Raw genomic sequence first — 17,871 nt, forward strand, 5'->3', positions numbered from 1 at the left:
GGGTTGAAAATCTCGTGATGTCCGTATTTTCTCATTAGTTCATGTCCTAATCTACGTGGCAACGACTATACCTAAAAGGTAAGAAAACCAGAAAACAATGTTATCTATTTGGCGAATCCCTGATAGAGCGTGACTATATAAGCATTATCTTAAGTGACACTAAAAACGTTCATAACGACAAATAATTTGTTACTCCACATCAGCAAGGGTAATCAAATTTGATCGTTTGATTGCTCTTGTCCAGAATCATGAGTTACGATTCCACAGGCTAAGCGTCCACCACCAGCTTCTGCTGCTGTTCCGCCCGCTTTTTGCTGATCCGGTAATAAGTGAATAATGATTGCACTACCATTTTCGTCAAATAAAGTCACCGGACTTTCACTAAGGGTGACTCGACTAGTGAGCACATTGTATGTTGCCTGTCCCTGCTCATCCACCACTAGGTTTGGCAAGTCACCTAAGTGATATGGATGGTTTGCTTCTACTGGAAGTTCCGAACCAAACGGACCAGGATCAAAGTGTCCACCTGTGGTGCTAAAAGCAGGTTGGGCATTTGGTTCGCACACCCCTGCAGCATGAATGTGGAGTCCGTGCAAACCGGGAGTTAGGGTTGCTGGATTGCCTTGAATATAACCCTGAATCCGTACTAATCCATTATTTCGCTGCTTCAAGATTAGGGTGCCACTAATGTCTGTACCTGTAAGCTCAACTCGTCCTCCTATAGGACTCTGCGCTATGCTGGGTTGCCCTAATGTAAGTGTGTAAATCAGCATCAAGCAAACAGAGACTGCGAAAATAAACAGAGATTTTTGTGGTGAAAACTTAATCACTATGACCTCCTACGTTAATAGTAGATAACTTGATTTAGATTCTACACTCGGCGGGTATCCGAGTTGAATAGATAGTATTTTATAAAGAAAAAAGGAACAAAATATACAAGATATATACTGTCAAAAAAGTATTAAGTCAAATTAGCTTCATGTAAAATTTAATGTAGCTTTATTTTTCATTAACTATCCCAAATTATACTAGTTGCAAACAAGCACATTTTGGCAAAAAAATTAGCATAAGCTAATACAACTTTTTGCCAACAAAACCGGAAATATTTAAAAAGAAATGAGCCATGAATAATGGTAAAAATAGTCGTTTGCCTGAGTTAGATAAACTTACAAATACAACTCAAGCACGCACAGAAACGGAAAAGAGTTCTGCTCCTCCCTTGATGCATCTGCTATCAAGGCTCTTTTTCCTAACAAAAACTATTGTCAGCTTTGTCGCAGGGATGCTAAGTGGACTGATCCAACTGGCATCCAAATTTTTTAGGAGCATAAAAATAAAAAAGGGCACGACAATTGCTGCACTGGTGATGGCTGCAATCCTAGCCGGACATACTGTATCGGCACAGGTAACTGCACCGCCTCCGCTGAGTCAGATAAAGGTTCCGGAACCAGATAATCTTGGCGATTTTATCAAGGACAAGGTAACGGCGATCGCCCTAGGAAAATCTCTTTTCTGGGATATGCAGCTTGGCAGCGATGGCATCCAGTCCTGTGCCAGTTGTCACTTTCATGCTGGGGCAGACAGCAGATCCAAAAACCAGATCAACCCAGGTCGGATTAACCCAGATCAAATAGATATAACTTTCAATACGGGAGGCAGTCCAAACTACCAGTTAACGGCAGGAGATTACCCATTCCATAAGCTGTCAGATCCAAATAACATATCATCGACCGTTGTGTCCGACAGTAATGACATCACTGGCTCTCAAGGGGTTTTTCGGTCAGAATTCGTTGACATTGTTCCTGGCAGTGATAAGGACAAGGTGACTCCTAAAAAGGATGATGTCTTCAATGTCAATGGCACGAACGTACGTCGGGTAACGCCGCGCAATACACCGTCGGTGATTAACGCCGTGTTCAACTTTCGTAACTTCTGGGATGGACTGGCTCAAAACACCTTCAACGGGGTGAATCCTTTGGGGTTGAGAGACTCGAATGCTTTTGTTTTGAAAGCAACCAGTCCGAGGCGGCTGGAAGATGTACGAGTCAGTCTCAATAATTCGTCTCTAGCTTCACAGGCGGTGGGACCACCGCTTAATTCCTTCGAGACGGCATTTGAAAACACCACTGTCATCGCGCCGTTTCGGGTTGCGCAGTCCGATACAAACGAGGACACAGTTACGGTGACTGACGCACAAGGTCGGACTGTTGAGAATAACCCTAATTCGCAAGCATCGCAAAACAGCCAAAGCACTACCAACACCGCTGATTCCTCAAGGCAACAACCTTCGACATCAAGTCCAACGCCTTTGAAAAGGTTTGGTAGAAAACTCGGCAAGAAACTACTTGCCCTAGATCCCCTTGCAAAGCAGATTGTGGCTTATGATGACAGCGTTTTAGGTTCTTTAAGCAGATCGTCGCGTTATTCGCCCAAACCAGGTCTGAGAAAGTCCTACGAGGCGTTGATCCGGGACGCCTTCAAACCGGAGTGGTGGCAATCAAATGTGGTCATCCGAGTTGATCCAAAAACTGGCGATCGCACTTTCATCAATAAGCCGAAGAACCGCTTGAGCACTATCGAATATACGCAGATGGAATATAACTTCTCGCTGTTCTTTGGGCTGGCAGTTCAGGCGTACGAATCAACTTTAGTGTCTGCTGATACACCGTTTGACCAGTTCTTAACGGGGAACACTAGCGCCCTGACTTCCCAGCAACAGCAGGGGTGGACTGTTTTCCAGAACAAGGGTCTGTGCATTGGCTGCCACGCTGGATCGGAATTGACCGCCGCTTCAGTAAGTAATGTAGCTCAAAGGAAACGAATCGGACGTGCGCCCATACCTGGTAACCCCGCTGAAGACACTGGCTTCTTTAGGATTGGTGTCAGACCTAACAACGAAGACCCCGGTTTGGGTGCTCTTGATAGGAGTGATAAAGACGACTCAGGAAATCCCCTGGGCAATCCGCTCTCCGAGGTACGGCTAGCTCAGCAGGGTAAATTTAAGCAGCTCCTCGGCGAAGATCCCCCTACGCTTAATCCACCGCTAAGTCCTAGTGAAACGGTGATTGCAGACGGAGCCTTTAAAGCACCCGGACTCCGCAATGTGGAACTCACTGCCCCCTACTTCCACAATGGAGGTCAAGCGACCCTGGAGCAAGTAGTTGATTTTTACAGCCGGGGCGGGGACTTTGGCGGTCTGCCAGTGCTGAACCTGAAACCAGAAGAAAAACAGCAACTGGTTGCCTTTTTGAAAGGGCTGACTGATGAGCGAGTCCGCAAGCAAAAAGCGCCCTTCGACCACCCGCAACTGTTTGTCCCTAACGGACATCCAGGAAACCAATACTCTGTGACCATCGACCCCAAGGTCAAAACCAATGACGGTACCACGCAAGCTACGGATTCTCTTTTGGAAATCCCAGCTGTCGGTCGTAACGGTGGCAATCCTTTGCGGAACTTCTTGGCAACCTTTTGAGAAAGTCACGTAGTTCCTAATTGAAAAAAGCCTGGTGTTCCAGGCTTTTTTTTATCTGGCAATAATTGTTTAGAATATCAACGCTCTAGGACAACGTTTGAGGTTTGTTCATCACAAATCTTCTGGGGTTATGCTCTGTAGGCTGTACACTAAATCCCCCAATACCCCAGTTTGCCACGCTACACTTCGTTCCGCTCGCTGCGGACATATTACTATCACAACACATTGCTGAGGTATCGATGAACAAACTGAACGCAGATTGAACCCTCACCAACACCAGAAGCAACTCGCTTGACTGAACCATGACGCACATCACCCACTGCGAAAACACCAGGTATGTTCGTTTCTAGCAAAAAGGGATCGCGTTCTAGCGTCCATCCTTTGATGCGTTGTCCATCTTTTTGCAAATCTGGACCTGTGATGATGTAGCCGTGTTGGTCTCGTTCAATCACACCATCTAGCCATTCCGTACGGGGAACTGCACCAATAAAAATAAACAGTGATGTTGCAGGAACGGTTTGCGTTTCACCGGTTAAAGAATTGTGAATAGTAATGGATTCTAAACTTGTTTCTCCTTTTGCTTCTCTGACACTAGTATGTGTCTTGACTGTAATATTAAGTGTTTGTGCAATTTGGTCAATCAGATACTGGGACATACTCTTAGTTAAGGAGTCGCCACGTATTAACATCGTCACATGCTTGGCGTAGCGAGAAAAGTACATTGCTGCTTGTCCGGCTGAGTTTGCGCCACCCACAATGTAAACGTCTTCATCTTGGCAACTCATTGCTTCGGCCTGTGCAGCACCGTAATACACCCCTGCACCTGTCAAACGATCAAGCCCAGGGATATCCAGCCGCCGCCACGACACGCCTAGCGCTAACATCAGGGCGTGGCAACTGATTTCACTACCGTCTTCTAGTTGCACAAATCGATACTGATTTTCTACGCGGATACCCTTAACTTCTTGTGGTGTGAGAATTTCGACTCCAAACCGTTTTGCTTGGGTGACACCACGCCGTGCCAAATCACCTCCACTCAAGCCTGTAGGAAAACCAAGGTAATTTTCAATACGTGAGCTTGTTCCGGCTTGTCCTCCTGGGGCTTCACGTTCAATCATCACCGTGCGTAGTCCTTCTGATGCGGCATAGACCGCAGCTGCTAAACCAGCAGGACCGCCACCAACGATAATCAAGTCATAAAACGGTTTTTCTGCTTGGGTTCGTAGTCCAATTTTCTCTGCAACTTGCAGGTTGGTTGGCTGCATGACATGGGAACCATCCCCAAACAGCACGATAGGTAAGTGTAATTTGTCACACTCAGAGTACTCTGCTAGTTTTTGTGCCTCTTCAGATAATTCGATATCCAACCACTGATAAGGCACTTGATTTCGTGCGAGGAAATCTTTAACTTGATGAGAATAGGGAGACCAACGGTTACCGATGACGCGAATCCCTTCAAACGGTGGGTGGAAACCTGCTTGCCAGTCATCAAGTAAATCGTCCAGCACTGGATACAAGCGTTCTTCTGGTGGATCCCACGGCTTCATTAAGTAGTAATCTATTTTTGTGTTGTTGATGGCACGGATTGCGGCATCAGTATCTGCGTAGGCGGTGAGTAAGGCACGTTTTGCATCGGGGAACATTGACATGGCTTGTTCCAAAAACTCCACGCCGGACATCTGGGGCATCCGTTGATCGACAAGGAACAGCGACACTGGCTGATTGCGAAGTTTGAGTTGTTCCAAGGCTTCCAAGGCACTGGCACCAGAGTCAGCGCGGATAATTCGGAAGCGATCGCCATATTCCTGCCGTAGGTCCCGCGCCACGGCTTGCAAAACTTCTGGATCATCGTCTACCGTTATGATGACAGGTTTAGCCATAGCGCTTTGGTGACCTCCATTTTTAGATAGTTGCTTTTTTATATATCACACAAGATACTCGTATAAACCAATTAAGGTTCCATCTGGATCTCGAAGATAAGCTGTTTTCATTCCGTAGTAGGGATTATTCATCGGCGTTACACTAAATTGCACCCCTTTGTGTGTGAGCCGTTGATATTCCTCCTCTAGATTATGCACTGTAAAAACTAATACTACAGTGTCTTGACATTCTGCATGAGCAGGCTTTTCTGCATTGTGAATCATTTGTGCCATTTCTTGCCGCTTTGATACGGCAAGTCTCATCTCTCCGGCTTTAAACTCAGCATATCCGGCTTCTTCATCTTTTACAGCAATATCAAATTCGATGACATCTTTGTAAAACAAGAAACAAGCCTTCCAATCTTTTACAAGCAATCTTGTGTATGATTTGCTAACTTTCATAAACTTTGTACCTCTTTTCTTTGCCGCCTTTGTATTTTTGCGGTTCTATTCCTTTATTAATTATTGATGACAACTGCAATATGATGGTTATCAATTGGGTGAAACACAGGTTTTTGTTGGGGAACAACAGTGTGCCCTGTGAATGTGTTGTATCCAGCGGATGGGGAATCCTTGTGGAATTAGTTGAAAATCAGAATTTTTCTACAGCAGGTCGCAAATCAAGTTCCAAAGTCCATGCTGTTGGATCTTGTTGATACAATTGCCAATAGGTTTGGGCGAATCTCCTAAGCCCTGCGGGCACGCTACGCGAACGGAGATGCTGCGCGAACGCCTCAGGTGCCAGTAATGTATGTTCTTCAGCCTCCGATACCATTGCTCGCACTCTTTGAGTATTAATCATGCCATCAATAATGATATGAGCTACGTGAATTCCTTGAGGACTAAACTCCCGTGCCAACGACTGCGCCAATGCTCGTAGCCCAAATTTACCCACCGCCAAAGCTGCAAATTTGGCTGAACCTTTCACAGCAGCTGTTGCTCCCGTTAACAGAATAGTACCGCGACCTCGCTCAACCATCGCTGGAAGGACCTGTTGTACTGCTAAAAAAGCTCCAAAACAATTTACTTTCCATGAAAACTCAAACTGCTCTGGTGTCAGTTCCAGGATACCAGCCTTCTGAAATGCTCCAGCATTGTAGACAAAGACTTCAGGTGCACCTAGTTGCGAGGACACCTGCTCAAAAGCGGCTTTTACTGATGCAGGGTCAGTTCCATCAACCGTAACAGACAATGCTTTCCCGCCAGACTGTTCAATTTCTGACTGAATTTGAGTCAGCTGTTGTGAGTTTCTTGCCATTCATCCTACAGCAAAGCCTTCTCGTGCAAACCGATGAGCAACTGCGGCTCCCAGTCCCGGACCGACACCTAAAACAACTGCAACCTTTGATTGACTCATCTTATCTCCTTAATTACAAGCAAGTGCAGTATCTAAACACAACAAGGGTAAGAATTGCAAACGCCACACCTGCATAAAATTTCTTTTTTTATATTAAATTCACTATGAATTGAATTGTGGGCATGGATGAACAAACTACCATGCCCGACAAGACGTTATGATTCCTTTGCAGAACGAAGGCGGCGTTGACGCAGCAGGAAACCGGCTCCAGTCACTCCCACACCAACTAGGGCTAAGTTGGTTCCCGGTTCTGGAATTTTTTGAGGTACTTGGAAAAAGCCACTTAAAATTGCTCGACCTCTTAGGGGAGCAGTTGGATCTTGATCAAGTGGTTCAGTCTCAGAAAAATTCAGTACACCAGTAGCACCAGCGAATCTACGCGAACCGCCAGTGATAGTTATGGTGCCAGAACCATCTAATGTACCGTTTGCGTTGTTAATTGCAGCTGTAGCGTTACTGCTGCCAAACAATTGATCATCGCCGCTGCCAAAAAACCTATCAACTCCTACTGCTAAGTCTTCTAAACCAAAGTTTGCAGCGTTTGGAACAAAAGTGAAAACACCAGTTTGGGAATCAAATCGACTGTAGTTAATGCTTGTAAAGTTAGTCAAACCATAAGGGGCACTAGGATTAAAGCCTGAGACAGATGCTTGTGAAACTTCCGGCGTGATGGGTGTAAGAATCACCTCTGTATCATAAACAGCATCAAAAGAATATGTAGTTTGGGCAACTACTCGTACAGCACTGGCTGCAACACTAAGTAAAGCAGCTATTGGAACAAGCCATACAGTATGTGAGCGAAGTATCATTTGCTCAAGTCCTATTCTGAGGAAATACTATTATTTTTGCAGGGAATGCTCTCTATGAAACTTCACGTTATGGGGGAAGCATTTTTTACTGTTGCTTAGTAGATAGCAGCAGTGCATCAGGCGATACGCCTCTAACGTATCGCAGACTCAATTTCGGAACAGTGGTTTTCAAAACTACTGCAAAAGACCACCAGGTTGTAGTTCTAAGAATGGGTAATCAGTGTATCCTTTTTCGTCTGGTGCGTAAAATGTTTTTACATCAGGCTCGTTTAAAGAAGCATCCAGTTCAAAGCGTTTTGGTAAGTCAGGATTAGCGATAAACAACTTGCCAAAAGAAACCAAATCTGCATCACCATTAGCAAGTATACTATCTCCCTTGGCATGGTCGTAACCGCCATTGGCAATTAAAGTTCCTTTGTAAATTTTACGGAAGTAGGGTGTTACTGGGTTCATTACATCACGGGTTGCCAAATCACCCTCATTCGGTTCCATTAGATGGAGATATGCCAATCCAAAGCGATTGAGAGCATTTATTGCATAACCAAAAGTTTCTTGCGGATTCGAGTCGCCCATCCCGTAGAATGTGTTGCTAGGGGAAAGTTTGATCCCAACACGATTTGCACCCCACACACTAGCAACTGCTTCCACGACTTCCAGCAGAAATCGTGCTCGATTTTCTATCGAACCACCGTATTTATCTGTGCGTTTGTTTGTGTAATCTTGGAGAAACTGGTCAATTAGGTAACCAAAAGCCCCATGTAATTCCACGCCATCGAATCCCGCAGTCAGGGCATTTTCTGCACCTTTACGAAACTGCTCGACAATTTCAGGAATTTCATGGGTTTCTAGAGCACGGGGTGTTTCCATTGCTACTTTTCCGACTGGGGTGTGCAGTTGCCCTGAAGCCGCAAGAGCAGAAGGTGCAACGGGTAATTGTCCACCCAATAAAGAAGGATGAGAAACCCTGCCACAGTGCCATAATTGCAAGAAAATTCTTCCCCCCTTCTCATGTACGGCATCTGTCACTTGCCGCCATCCATCAACTTGTTGCGCTGAGTATATACACGGACAATTCATGTAGCCTAAACTCAAAGGAGAAACCATTGTGCATTCAGTAACAATTAGCCCTGCTGTTGCCCGTTGCGTGTAGTAAGTCGCCATCAATGAGTTGGGAATGTTGTCAATGGCTCGCAAACGAGTCATTGGTGACATCACCATCCGGTTTGGTAGGGTATAGCGACCAAGTTGAACAGGAGTGAAAAGATTTATATTGGAAGTCACAGGGATTATCTCCATTATTCTTGTTGACCTCGTTCCCAGACAAAGCGCCTGGGAACGCACAACTGTGGGCTGCTGCGTTGGCTGTTAACAATAGAGGCTGAGCCTCCAAGATTTCATTCCTTGGCTGAGCCAAGGAACGAGGAAAGCAAACAAAGCCAATTAATCGGTAGGCTGAGTGTAGACGACTTCGTAAAGATGAAACTTGTTCTCAGCTAGACCTTGCCAATACTCACTCAAGGGCTTGTACTTTGGATCTTTGAGCAGCTCTTCAAAATCTGCTAAACTGCGCCACTGTCCGTAATTCACATTATGCACGCCATCAAGCGAACGGTGGAAGTTGGCAGAAAGGAGTCCTGGATTTTGCAAACTTACTCCTACATATTCCTTCTCCAATTCCACTAAGCGCATCTGATTTTCTGGCTTGACTCGGAATTCTGCGAGGTGAATCAAACCGCCTTTGGCAATATTGAGTGTAGCGTCATCTGGTTTAGAGACAACCACCTCGTAGATGTGTGACTCATGAATCTGGAACTGGGAAAGTTTAGCTGCTTTGGCTTGCACTTCGGAATTATTGATAAACGCTTGGTAATCTTCCAGCGTTTTCCACTGAGCATAATTCATGACTCGCACGCCATCAATACTTTTGTGGATGCTAGATGAAACAAAACCGGACTGGTGCTTTACCGTTGTTTCAAGAAATTCGATGATAGTATCAATGAGTTCCTGCTGACGTTCCGCTTCTACGGCGAAGATAATGATCACCGTAATGACATCGTTGTTTTTGGCAATGGTGGGCATCCCGTTATCTGCTCCATAAAACTTATACATTGCTGAACAATGCGGTTTATTTCTCGCTTCAGCCAAGGTAGTCGGCTACTTCTTGTCTACGAGCGTCACTTCCGGTTGAGCCAACCGTACAAAATCCAATGGTGCGTTCAACAAGTTATAAGCCGCATTCAAATCCCTATCCATCGTTATTGTGTGAGCCAAGCACGATCTATCTTGACACTGATAAACTCGGTCAGAAAGTTTCAGATTATCGTGCTTGTTCCCGCAGATTGAGCATAGTTTTGACGATGGATACCACCTGTCAACTAACTCTACCTTGGTTCCGAAAAATTCAGACTTGTAGATTAGTTGACGACGGAATTCGTAAAATCCTAAATCAGAAATTGCTGACGAAAGTTTTCTATTAGCCAGCATTCCTGAAACGTTTAGGTCTTCTATCCGAATCCGGTAAAACTTACAGCTTATATCTGTTGTCGTCTTATGCAGAAAATCTTGGCGTTGATTGGCGATTCGAGCGTGTTTCTTGGCAATAGAGTTATAAAACTTCTTTGCTCTATTCGACTGTTTTATTCCTTGGCGACGGTTGCCAGATTGCTTATTTCGATTTCGCCACTGTGCCTTGGCTAGCTTGGTTTTCGCTCTTTTATAAGGCTTGGGGGCTTCAATTTGGAAACCATCACTGAGGGTGCAAAAACATTTCACGCCTAAATCAATTCCTACCGCTTCTTGTGGGTGATAAGTTGGCGGTATTCTATCAGCATCTACTGCAAAAGATACGTACCATTTATCAGCTTGGCGACTGATAGTAAAAGTTTGCGTGCAGTACGAACACGGGTTCGCTTCTTTGAGACGAAAAGTCCCTAAAGTCGGAATCTTTATCTTTTTGCCAAACAAGATTAAAACCTTGCCATTGCTGTCGTAAACAGTAAACGAATCTCCATTCTTCTTCGATTTCAAGACAGGTTTACCAGATAACCCTTTAGCCCATCTTTGGTAAGCCTGTCCTAAATCCATAAAAGCTCGTTGATAAACCTTGGACGATAGCTCGTTCATCCATTGATTTTCTGGTTGCTTTTTGGTGTAGTTGGTGAATACTTTCTTTATTTCGTTTATCTGTTTAGTGATACTTCCTTTTACTCCAGCAGAGTGCAAACCCTGTGTCAGTGCCAAGCCGTAGTTATAAACAAAACGTGCATAACCAGAATGTTTACGCATCAAAGTTTGCTCTTTATTATTTAGTTTTAGCTCTACTTTGATGGCGTACATTGCAGATTATATTTTTGTTTTATACGATTATTGTACGTATAATTGCACGGCATGTCAATGGCTAAACAAACGGAAAGGTTAGAGATTCGGATTACAGCAGACGAATTAAAAACACTAGAGCTATATTGTCAGCTAGTTGATTTGAATAAAAGTGATGTGTTGCGAGAATACATTCAGTCCTTGAAAAAGAAAATAAAGAAAATGAACAGCAATGTTTAGATATGTTCAGAGCTTTACAGTGATTCAACGTTTAGGACGATCTCCCTGATGTGTTGGTGAATGACAATTATTTGGAATCACGGAAAATCGAAATCTGGAAGCATCGTACCTTCTGTTATGCACCACTGGTACTAGCCATTTTCTAGGTCGTCAGTGACAAAAGTTACGCAAAACAGACATATTGTATGGCACAGTCGTTACCTGTTTTGTGAATGATTGGCACACAATGTTTAATGATTGACACAAAAAAGAGTAGGTGGGGGATGCCCCACCTACTCAGTCAATTTACCGATGAGTTTCAGTTGGAACTCTGCCATCCTCTACGGGCTGTAGCTGTGGATGTTTGTGGCGTCGTCGTGTTAGGCGATCGCGAATTTTTCCAATTACTATATACAGAATTGGCACAACAAACAGACTTAACAAAGTCGAGACAAGCATCCCACCAACAACAGCAGTACCAAGGGATTTTCGACTAGCTGCCCCAGCTCCTTCTGGAAAAACTAATGGTCCAATACCCAGAATAAAAGCAAAGGAAGTCATGAGAATTGGTCGTAAGCGTTCTTGTGAAGCTTGAATGGCTGCTTTGGTAATCGAAAGCCCCTGCTCGCGTAGTTGATTGGCAAACTCTACAATCAAAATTGCGTTCTTACTTGCCAAACCAATCAGCATCACTAAACCGATCTGACAATAAACATCATTGGCTAGACCCCGCAACGACTGTGCCGACAGTGCTCCCAAGATAGCCAGAGGGACTGTGAGCATAATAATCAAAGGGTCAACATAATTTTCATACTGAGCCGCCAGCACTAGGAATACAAACACAAGTCCTAAGGCGAAAATCAGAGGGGCTTGACCGCCGGACTGTTGTTCTTCCGCAGCAACTCCGGACCATTCATAACCAAAGCCTGCTGGTAAAACCTCCTTTGCCACTTGCTGCATCGCTTGAATTGATTGCCCTGAGCTATAACCAGGAGCGGCTGCACCATTGATTTCAATTGAGCGGAACAAGTTATAGTGATTAATTGTTTGCGCCCCGGTATTTGCAGTCACTTTTACCAGATTACTCAAAGGAATCATTTGATTGTTGGCAGAACTTTGACTATTGGTAGAACTTTGATTATTGGTAGAACTTTGAGTGTTGCTAGAACGGACATACAATGAACCAATATCCGCAGGATTTGAGCGAAACTGAGTATCTGCTTGGACATACACTCGGTAGGTTCTTTGGAGATAATTAAAATCGTTGACGTAGCGCGAACCCAAGTAACTCTGTAGGGTATTAAAGATATCTGAGATGTTGACTTGCAGCGCCTTAGCTTTGTTGCGGTCTACTTCAATTAAAAGCTGAGGGGTATTTGCGGAAAAAGTGCTAAATACAGCTTGCAATCCTGGTGTTTGATTGCCCCGTTGGAGTAACTGACCCATAACTTGCAGCATGGTATTTAAGCCACTATTGCCTTTTCTATCTTGTAGCTCAAATTGGAAACCACCAAAACTGCCTAAACCTTGAATTGCTGGCGGATTAACTGGCAAAATTCTTGCTTCTGTAATCGTTGAGAACTTGGCTGCCAAATTTTTGATGATTCCCTGTGCTGATTGGCTAGCCTCATGGCGCTCGTCCCAAGGTTTGAGTGTTGTAAAAATTGCACCACTGTTCGCAGTGCTACCACTAAAACCAAAGCCACCAATAGCGAAAGTCCCTACAACCTCAGGTAGTTTAAGAATTTCTGCTTCTACCTGACTCATGACTTTACTGGTGTAATTGAGCGAAACACCCTCAGGACCTTGAATAATGGTGATGAAATAGCCTTGGTCTTCATCGGGAAGAAAAGCCTGAGGCACGCGGGTGTAAAGCCAGGCGGTTACCCCTAAAGACAAAATAAACAGCAACACTATGATTGCTGTAAAACGAGTTAAGCCGTAGAGAGTTCGCTCATATTTTCTGCGCGTCCAATTAATTAAGTTATTAAACTTTGTAAATACCCAACCCAGCACACCACCCGGTTTTTGCCCTGGACGCAGTAACAAAGCTGAAAGGGAAGGAGTCAGAGTAAGGGCTAGAAAAGTTGAAATTGCAACAGAAAATGCGATTGTTAAAGCGAATTGGCGATAAATTTGCCCTGTAGAGCCTGGAAAGAAAGCAACGGGAACAAAAACTGCCATTAGCACCAAGGAAGTGGCGATGACTGCCCCAAAAAGTTCACTCATTGCTGCAGAGGCTGCTTGCTCTGGTGACATTTCCTCATCTTCCATCAGGCGAGTGATGTCCTCAACTACGATAATCGCATCATCAACAACTAGTCCTGTGGCTAAAGTTAAACCAAACATGGTCAACGTGTTGATTGAAAACCCAAAAACCTTAACAAAGGCAAAGGTGCCAATTAATGTTAGGGGAATGACAATGACGGGAATCAGAGTGGTGCGCCAGTTCTGTAAGAAGAGAAAAATGACTATAACTACAAGGACAATTGACTCAAACAGCGTTTTGAATACTTCGGAAAGGGATGCTTCCACAAATAAAGTCGTATCAAACGCGATCTGGTAATCCAGTCCTGGGGGAAAGTCTTGAGCAAGTCGCGCGATTTCGGTTTTTACTGCCTTAGCAACATCCAAAGCATTACTTCCTGGAGTCGGAAAGATACCGATACCCACACCCTCTTTGGCTCTAAACCGTAGGAATGAGTTATAGTTTTCTGCTCCCAGTTCTGCTCGACCGACATCTTTGAGCTTGATCAGCGTGCCATTTTGATCTGCTTTGAGAATCATGTCCTCAAATTCAGACGGTTCCTTGAGTCTGCTGAGCGCTTGCAAGTCTATTTGATACGTTTGGTCTTTTGGAGCCGGCTGTTGACCAATTTGCCCAGCACCTACCTGTATGTTTTGTTCATTGAGAGCATTAATCACATCTTGAGCGGTGAGGTTGCGACTGGCAAGGCGGTTGGGATCGAGCCACAGACGCATAGCGTAACGGCGTTCACCAAAAATCCGCGCTTCACTCACACCGCTAATTCTTTTGAGAGCATCTACTATGTAAAGGTCAGCGTAGTTGCTTAAAAATACGTTGTTAAACTCATTTTTCTGACTGTATAAACCTATTGCCAACAGGATATTAGAGGACTGTTTACTAACAGTAACCCCAGTTCGCTGTACCGGTTCTGGCAACTGCGGTTCAGCCAGCGATACCCGATTTTGCACATCGACTGCTGCAATATCCTTATTACGGGACGCGTCAAATGTGACCGTAATCGTACTGGCACCATTATTACTGCTACTCGAAGTCATATACTTCAAGCCCTCGACCCCGTTGATTTGCCGCTCTAAGACAGTCGTAACCGTATTTTCTACGACTTCAGCACTAGCACCGACGTAGTTTGCAGAAACGGTAACTTGCACTGGGCTGATTTCTGGATACTGTGCCGTGGGTAGTGTTGGGATGCTAACTGCTCCAACTAGCAAAATAAGAATAGCGCAGACACTGGTAAAGACTGGTCGCTTGATGAAAAAGTCAACAAACATAAGTCATGGGGGAATAGTAAATTGCACAACAGGCAGTAGGGGAGTGGGCAGAAATTCAAGATTTTGAATTTTGAATTTTGAATTTTGAATTTTGAATTTTGAATTTTGAATTTTGAATTGATTTGTCCCCTTGTTTCCATTCCTAAGACTCAGGAATAACGGGAACGCCATCTCTAAGATTGAGCAGCCCTGAGACAATGATTCTGTCTCCTGGTTCTAATCCTTGAAGAACTTGGTAGTTGTTACCTGTAATGTTGCCTAATTTCACCCGTTTTTGCCGAGCTAGTAGTTGAAATGCTGCTTGTTGATTTCCCTGAGGTTTTTCTCCTTGTTGATTTCCTTTAGGTTTTTCTCCTTGAGGAGGTTTTGATGGTGCTGAAACTGTTACATAAACAAAAGTTTCTCCTGCCAAATTAGTCACTGCTGTTGCTGGGATCAAGACCCCTGGGCGCTGACTCCAGATCACTCTTGCGTAAGCAATCTGATCGGTACGTAATTGATTTTGAGAATTGTCATATAGCACTTTAACAAGTAAAGATTGACTATTGTCAGTAGCCTTTGGAGCGACAAAAAATACACGGCTCATTCCTATACTTTTGCCTTGTGCATCCATCACTTCTACTGGTGTTCCTTTACGTAGTTGAGTTCCTCGCTCAACAGGCACGGAAATATTCAATTCTAAAGATTGGTTTTGAGTAATAGTAACTAATTGTGTAGAAGTATTGACAAAATCACCAACTTTTACGGGTATATTTCCAACTGTGCCAGCAAAGGGAGCAGTAATTTTGTAGTACTGAAGTTGGACTTGTTGTTGTCTAATATTAGCTTGTGCTTCCTTTAAAGATTTTTCAGCTTGGCTAATGGTAGCTTGCTGTGCTCTCATCTGGGCTTCGATTTGACCGACAGCAGCACGGGAAGTTGCCAGTTTGTTGGCATACTGATCACTTATCTGTCGAGACACTGCTCCTTGAGACGCCAAACTAGTGTATCTTTCGTAGTCTTGCTGATTCAACTTCAAATCAGCTAGTTTAGATAACCGTTCAGCTTCTAAGGATCTGAGGGTAGCACGAGCATTTTCCACTTGTGACTGAGATACCTCAGCAGCAGCGTTGACACTACCGACAGCTGCTTGTTGCTGTCTAGCATCTACTTGGATAATCGGAGTTCCTGCAATCACTGAATCGCCGTATTTGACAAAGACTTGTGACACTTGACCTTCAATTCTCGGCTGAAGAGTCACTGATCGGCGCGATTCTACGGTAGCAAGGTACCTTTCACTATCCTCAATCATCCCAGCCTGTACTGTAGATATCTTGACTCTTGCTGCTGGCGGTTGAGCGTTAGCAGTTGCGGGTGCTTTGTTTTGAGGAGCCAGCCAACGCCAAAGTGCAAAACCTCCCCCTGCTAGTAGTAGGGCTAACAATAACCAAAGCCACCTTCGCTGTCTGCGGGGTGGCTCTTCTAATTCTGTTTCTTGACGATTATCTTCAAAATGAGTTTGAGGCTCAGGAGATTTCATGACTTACGCTGCACCTAAAAACAAATAATCATACAGTTCAAGCACAGTAAAAGCCTTGATATAAAAATTGCTTAGCTAACTTCAGGCTCTTACGGAAACCACTTAGTAATTTATTTAAATGTACTTCTTTCGTGTAGTTGTTTAATCTATCCAAAGGACAATGCTATAAATAAGCTTACACATAAGTTTTCCATATTGTCTTTTCAGTTCTTGCGAAAAATGTTTTAATCTTGCTATGACTGACCAAAATAATTCTAAGTCCCAAAGAGCCACGCTCGTTGCAGAAATTCACCCTCCTGCATGCAAACTGCCTTGCCTTGTTGACATATCTCCTTTTAAGACACTGAGTGTTCTCTTTGAAACTAAGTACTTTTCAGTCATGATTTACGCTGACACTGCCTTTCAAGCTGTGTGATCTATACAAATATACGTAAGATCAAACGTTCTGCAATTACAATAGTACCCTTTAGTTACCCGATTGACCGGACTGAGGGAATCGCTCACAAATTGCGGTCGAATTTATCTTCTGTGCAAACACTTGTCCTGGATTTCTCCCTGATGATCGACGTGGCAAAATTTGTCAAATCTCTTTTCAGGAATATCAAAGGAATGTGCTGTAGAGGTAGACAGACAATGCATTTTTCAAGGTGAAAAATTAATGGCAATTACAGGAACTCCTGCACCAGAACGTCAGACTACACAAGGATATCGCATTCCTGATTATTCAAAAAATAATTATAAAGAATTGATGAATATCTTGTATGGTTTTGGATATGTAGACCCAGAAGACCCAAGCAATGATGTTGAGAAAAAAGCTCTGATAGCTTTTCAAAAATATATGAAAATTACAGCCGATGGGGTGTATGGTCCAAAAACCCAAGAAAAACTTGCTGAAGCGATGAGAATTCTGCACGGAAACTTAAATACAGTTCTCAAGACAAACTTTTCCTTTAATGAACCATTTTATGGACCAAAAACGACTGATGCAGTTAAACAGTTTCAGCATAAGTACAACGTAGGAGCACCTGCTGGAGAAGCTAATTTAGTAACTCGTCAAAAACTTGCTGAACAAGTAAGGGTAGTGGTGCATAGTAATGATTTAAGTTCGTAGACTAGCGTCTTACGTCGCTTCCCAAAAATCCGTGTAACAAACCGGAGCAGCGGATCTGGAGACTCCGCAGCGCATTGACGATAGAAATGTTGACCGACTTAGTCCGCAGTCACAGTTTTAGACAATAAACGAGTACAAAACAATGCAAGGTAAAAAAAGACATTTCCAAGCTATGAGCTTATCTGTATCTCTCTTTGCAGCCTCTACTATTGGCTTGCTGGTCAGCCACACTGCAGTACAAGCCCAGAAGCCAGTTCCAAAACCCACAGTTGCCACAGTAAAAAGCATGTCAAATGGTGACCTCATGTGTTACGTCAACTTAGTAGATGAAAAAGGAAAACAGTATAACAGTGTCGGTGCATCACCTGAGATTTGTGCAAAGGAAAAACGTTTTTTAAACAAGAAAGTGCAGCTATCTTATGGTAAAGCTTCAGTCAATGATTGCCAAAGTGCTGAGCCTTGCGGTAAATCCCGAATAGAAACTCTAATTACGAAGATGCAAATCATTCGGTAATTGTATAAGCAAATTGATAATTATTAAAAATCACAATCAAGTCACACACGATCAACCTTATGAGGAAAATCAACGATTAGAAGTGAGTTGCTATAGCTA

At 43.8% G+C, this 17,871-nt stretch carries 14 protein-coding genes; 4 read left to right on the forward strand and 10 right to left on the reverse strand.

All coding sequences use genetic code 11. The features are described from left to right. Nucleotides 1–212 precede the first annotated feature (212 nt). Complete coding sequence (locus AC5590_RS13965) at nucleotides 213–833, reverse strand: superoxide dismutase family protein (protein ID WP_246163479.1); 621 nt, start codon at nucleotides 831–833, stop codon at nucleotides 213–215. A gap of 290 nt (nucleotides 834–1,123) precedes the next feature. On the opposite strand from AC5590_RS13965, the gene AC5590_RS13970 reads away from it, so the two are divergent. Then, a complete protein-coding gene (locus AC5590_RS13970; protein WP_370460650.1) occupies nucleotides 1,124–3,472 on the forward strand; it encodes a cytochrome-c peroxidase in 2,349 nt (782 codons plus the stop codon). A gap of 215 nt (nucleotides 3,473–3,687) precedes the next feature. On the opposite strand, the gene AC5590_RS13975 is transcribed toward AC5590_RS13970, so the two are convergent. The 7 genes from AC5590_RS13975 to AC5590_RS14005 form a co-directional block, all read right to left on the reverse strand. Further along, nucleotides 3,688–5,352 carry a response regulator gene (locus AC5590_RS13975; RefSeq protein ID WP_169264244.1) on the reverse strand — a complete coding sequence of 555 codons (1,665 nt, stop codon included), beginning with the start codon at nucleotides 5,350–5,352 and terminating at the stop codon, nucleotides 3,688–3,690. 45 nt (nucleotides 5,353–5,397) lie between these two features. Further along, nucleotides 5,398–5,793 carry a VOC family protein gene (locus AC5590_RS13980; protein WP_169264245.1) on the reverse strand — a complete coding sequence of 132 codons (396 nt, stop codon included), beginning with the start codon at nucleotides 5,791–5,793 and terminating at the stop codon, nucleotides 5,398–5,400. 190 nt (nucleotides 5,794–5,983) lie between these two features. After that, nucleotides 5,984–6,649, reverse strand: coding sequence for an SDR family NAD(P)-dependent oxidoreductase (locus AC5590_RS13985; protein ID WP_248277193.1), 666 nt, complete (start codon nucleotides 6,647–6,649; stop codon nucleotides 5,984–5,986). 254 nt (nucleotides 6,650–6,903) lie between these two features. Then, nucleotides 6,904–7,557 (reverse strand): PEP-CTERM sorting domain-containing protein, encoded by a 654-nt coding sequence (locus AC5590_RS13990; RefSeq protein WP_169264246.1) that lies wholly within the window; start codon nucleotides 7,555–7,557, stop codon nucleotides 6,904–6,906. A 174-nt stretch (nucleotides 7,558–7,731) separates the two neighbouring features. Then, nucleotides 7,732–8,838 carry an alkene reductase gene (locus AC5590_RS13995; protein ID WP_348982698.1) on the reverse strand — a complete coding sequence of 369 codons (1,107 nt, stop codon included), beginning with the start codon at nucleotides 8,836–8,838 and terminating at the stop codon, nucleotides 7,732–7,734. A gap of 159 nt (nucleotides 8,839–8,997) precedes the next feature. Then, nucleotides 8,998–9,666, reverse strand: a complete 669-nt coding sequence (locus tag AC5590_RS14000; protein WP_246163030.1) for an antibiotic biosynthesis monooxygenase family protein — start codon at nucleotides 9,664–9,666, stop codon at nucleotides 8,998–9,000. Between the two features lie 45 nt (nucleotides 9,667–9,711). After that, nucleotides 9,712–10,893 carry an RNA-guided endonuclease InsQ/TnpB family protein gene (locus tag AC5590_RS14005; protein ID WP_169264248.1) on the reverse strand — a complete coding sequence of 394 codons (1,182 nt, stop codon included), beginning with the start codon at nucleotides 10,891–10,893 and terminating at the stop codon, nucleotides 9,712–9,714. 57 nt (nucleotides 10,894–10,950) lie between these two features. Between AC5590_RS14005 and AC5590_RS14010 the strand changes: the two genes are divergently transcribed. Beyond that, nucleotides 10,951–11,112 carry a CopG family transcriptional regulator gene (locus tag AC5590_RS14010; protein WP_169264249.1) on the forward strand — a complete coding sequence of 54 codons (162 nt, stop codon included), beginning with the start codon at nucleotides 10,951–10,953 and terminating at the stop codon, nucleotides 11,110–11,112. A 285-nt stretch (nucleotides 11,113–11,397) separates the two neighbouring features. Here AC5590_RS14010 and AC5590_RS14015 read toward each other — a convergent pair whose 3' ends face one another. Both AC5590_RS14015 and AC5590_RS14020 read right to left on the reverse strand, forming a co-directional pair. Then, on the reverse strand, nucleotides 11,398–14,628 hold the full coding sequence (locus AC5590_RS14015; RefSeq protein WP_169264250.1) for an efflux RND transporter permease subunit: 3,231 nt from the start codon (nucleotides 14,626–14,628) through the stop codon (nucleotides 11,398–11,400). 142 nt (nucleotides 14,629–14,770) lie between these two features. Next, nucleotides 14,771–16,147, reverse strand: a complete 1,377-nt coding sequence (locus tag AC5590_RS14020) for an efflux RND transporter periplasmic adaptor subunit (protein WP_169264251.1) — start codon at nucleotides 16,145–16,147, stop codon at nucleotides 14,771–14,773. Nucleotides 16,148–16,724: 577 nt separating this feature from the next. Between AC5590_RS14020 and AC5590_RS14025 the strand changes: the two genes are divergently transcribed. Continuing rightward, complete coding sequence (locus tag AC5590_RS14025) at nucleotides 16,725–17,258, forward strand: peptidoglycan-binding domain-containing protein (protein WP_498823389.1); 534 nt, start codon at nucleotides 16,725–16,727, stop codon at nucleotides 17,256–17,258. Nucleotides 17,259–17,400: 142 nt separating this feature from the next. Next, nucleotides 17,401–17,772, forward strand: coding sequence for a hypothetical protein (locus tag AC5590_RS14030; protein ID WP_169264253.1), 372 nt, complete (start codon nucleotides 17,401–17,403; stop codon nucleotides 17,770–17,772). Nucleotides 17,773–17,871: the final 99 nt, after the last annotated feature.

Source organism: Brasilonema octagenarum UFV-OR1 (assembly GCF_963888615.1).
In the GTDB taxonomy this organism is placed as follows: domain Bacteria; phylum Cyanobacteriota; class Cyanobacteriia; order Cyanobacteriales; family Nostocaceae; genus Brasilonema; species Brasilonema sennae.

Coding starts and splice junctions, on each gene's coding strand:
- AC5590_RS14000 (WP_246163030.1), bottom strand. CDS start 9,666: ATGTATAAGTTTTATGGAGCAGATAACGGGATGCCCACCATTGCCAAA.
- AC5590_RS14005 (WP_169264248.1), bottom strand. CDS start 10,893: ATGTACGCCATCAAAGTAGAGCTAAAACTAAATAATAAAGAGCAAACT.
- AC5590_RS13975 (WP_169264244.1), bottom strand. CDS start 5,352: ATGGCTAAACCTGTCATCATAACGGTAGACGATGATCCAGAAGTTTTG.
- AC5590_RS13980 (WP_169264245.1), bottom strand. CDS start 5,793: ATGAAAGTTAGCAAATCATACACAAGATTGCTTGTAAAAGATTGGAAG.
- AC5590_RS14010 (WP_169264249.1), top strand. CDS start 10,951: ATGGCTAAACAAACGGAAAGGTTAGAGATTCGGATTACAGCAGACGAA.
- AC5590_RS13970 (WP_370460650.1), top strand. CDS start 1,124: ATGAATAATGGTAAAAATAGTCGTTTGCCTGAGTTAGATAAACTTACA.
- AC5590_RS13990 (WP_169264246.1), bottom strand. CDS start 7,557: ATGATACTTCGCTCACATACTGTATGGCTTGTTCCAATAGCTGCTTTA.
- AC5590_RS14015 (WP_169264250.1), bottom strand. CDS start 14,628: ATGTTTGTTGACTTTTTCATCAAGCGACCAGTCTTTACCAGTGTCTGC.
- AC5590_RS13985 (WP_248277193.1), bottom strand. CDS start 6,649: ATGGCAAGAAACTCACAACAGCTGACTCAAATTCAGTCAGAAATTGAA.
- AC5590_RS14020 (WP_169264251.1), bottom strand. CDS start 16,147: ATGAAATCTCCTGAGCCTCAAACTCATTTTGAAGATAATCGTCAAGAA.
- AC5590_RS14030 (WP_169264253.1), top strand. CDS start 17,401: ATGCAAGGTAAAAAAAGACATTTCCAAGCTATGAGCTTATCTGTATCT.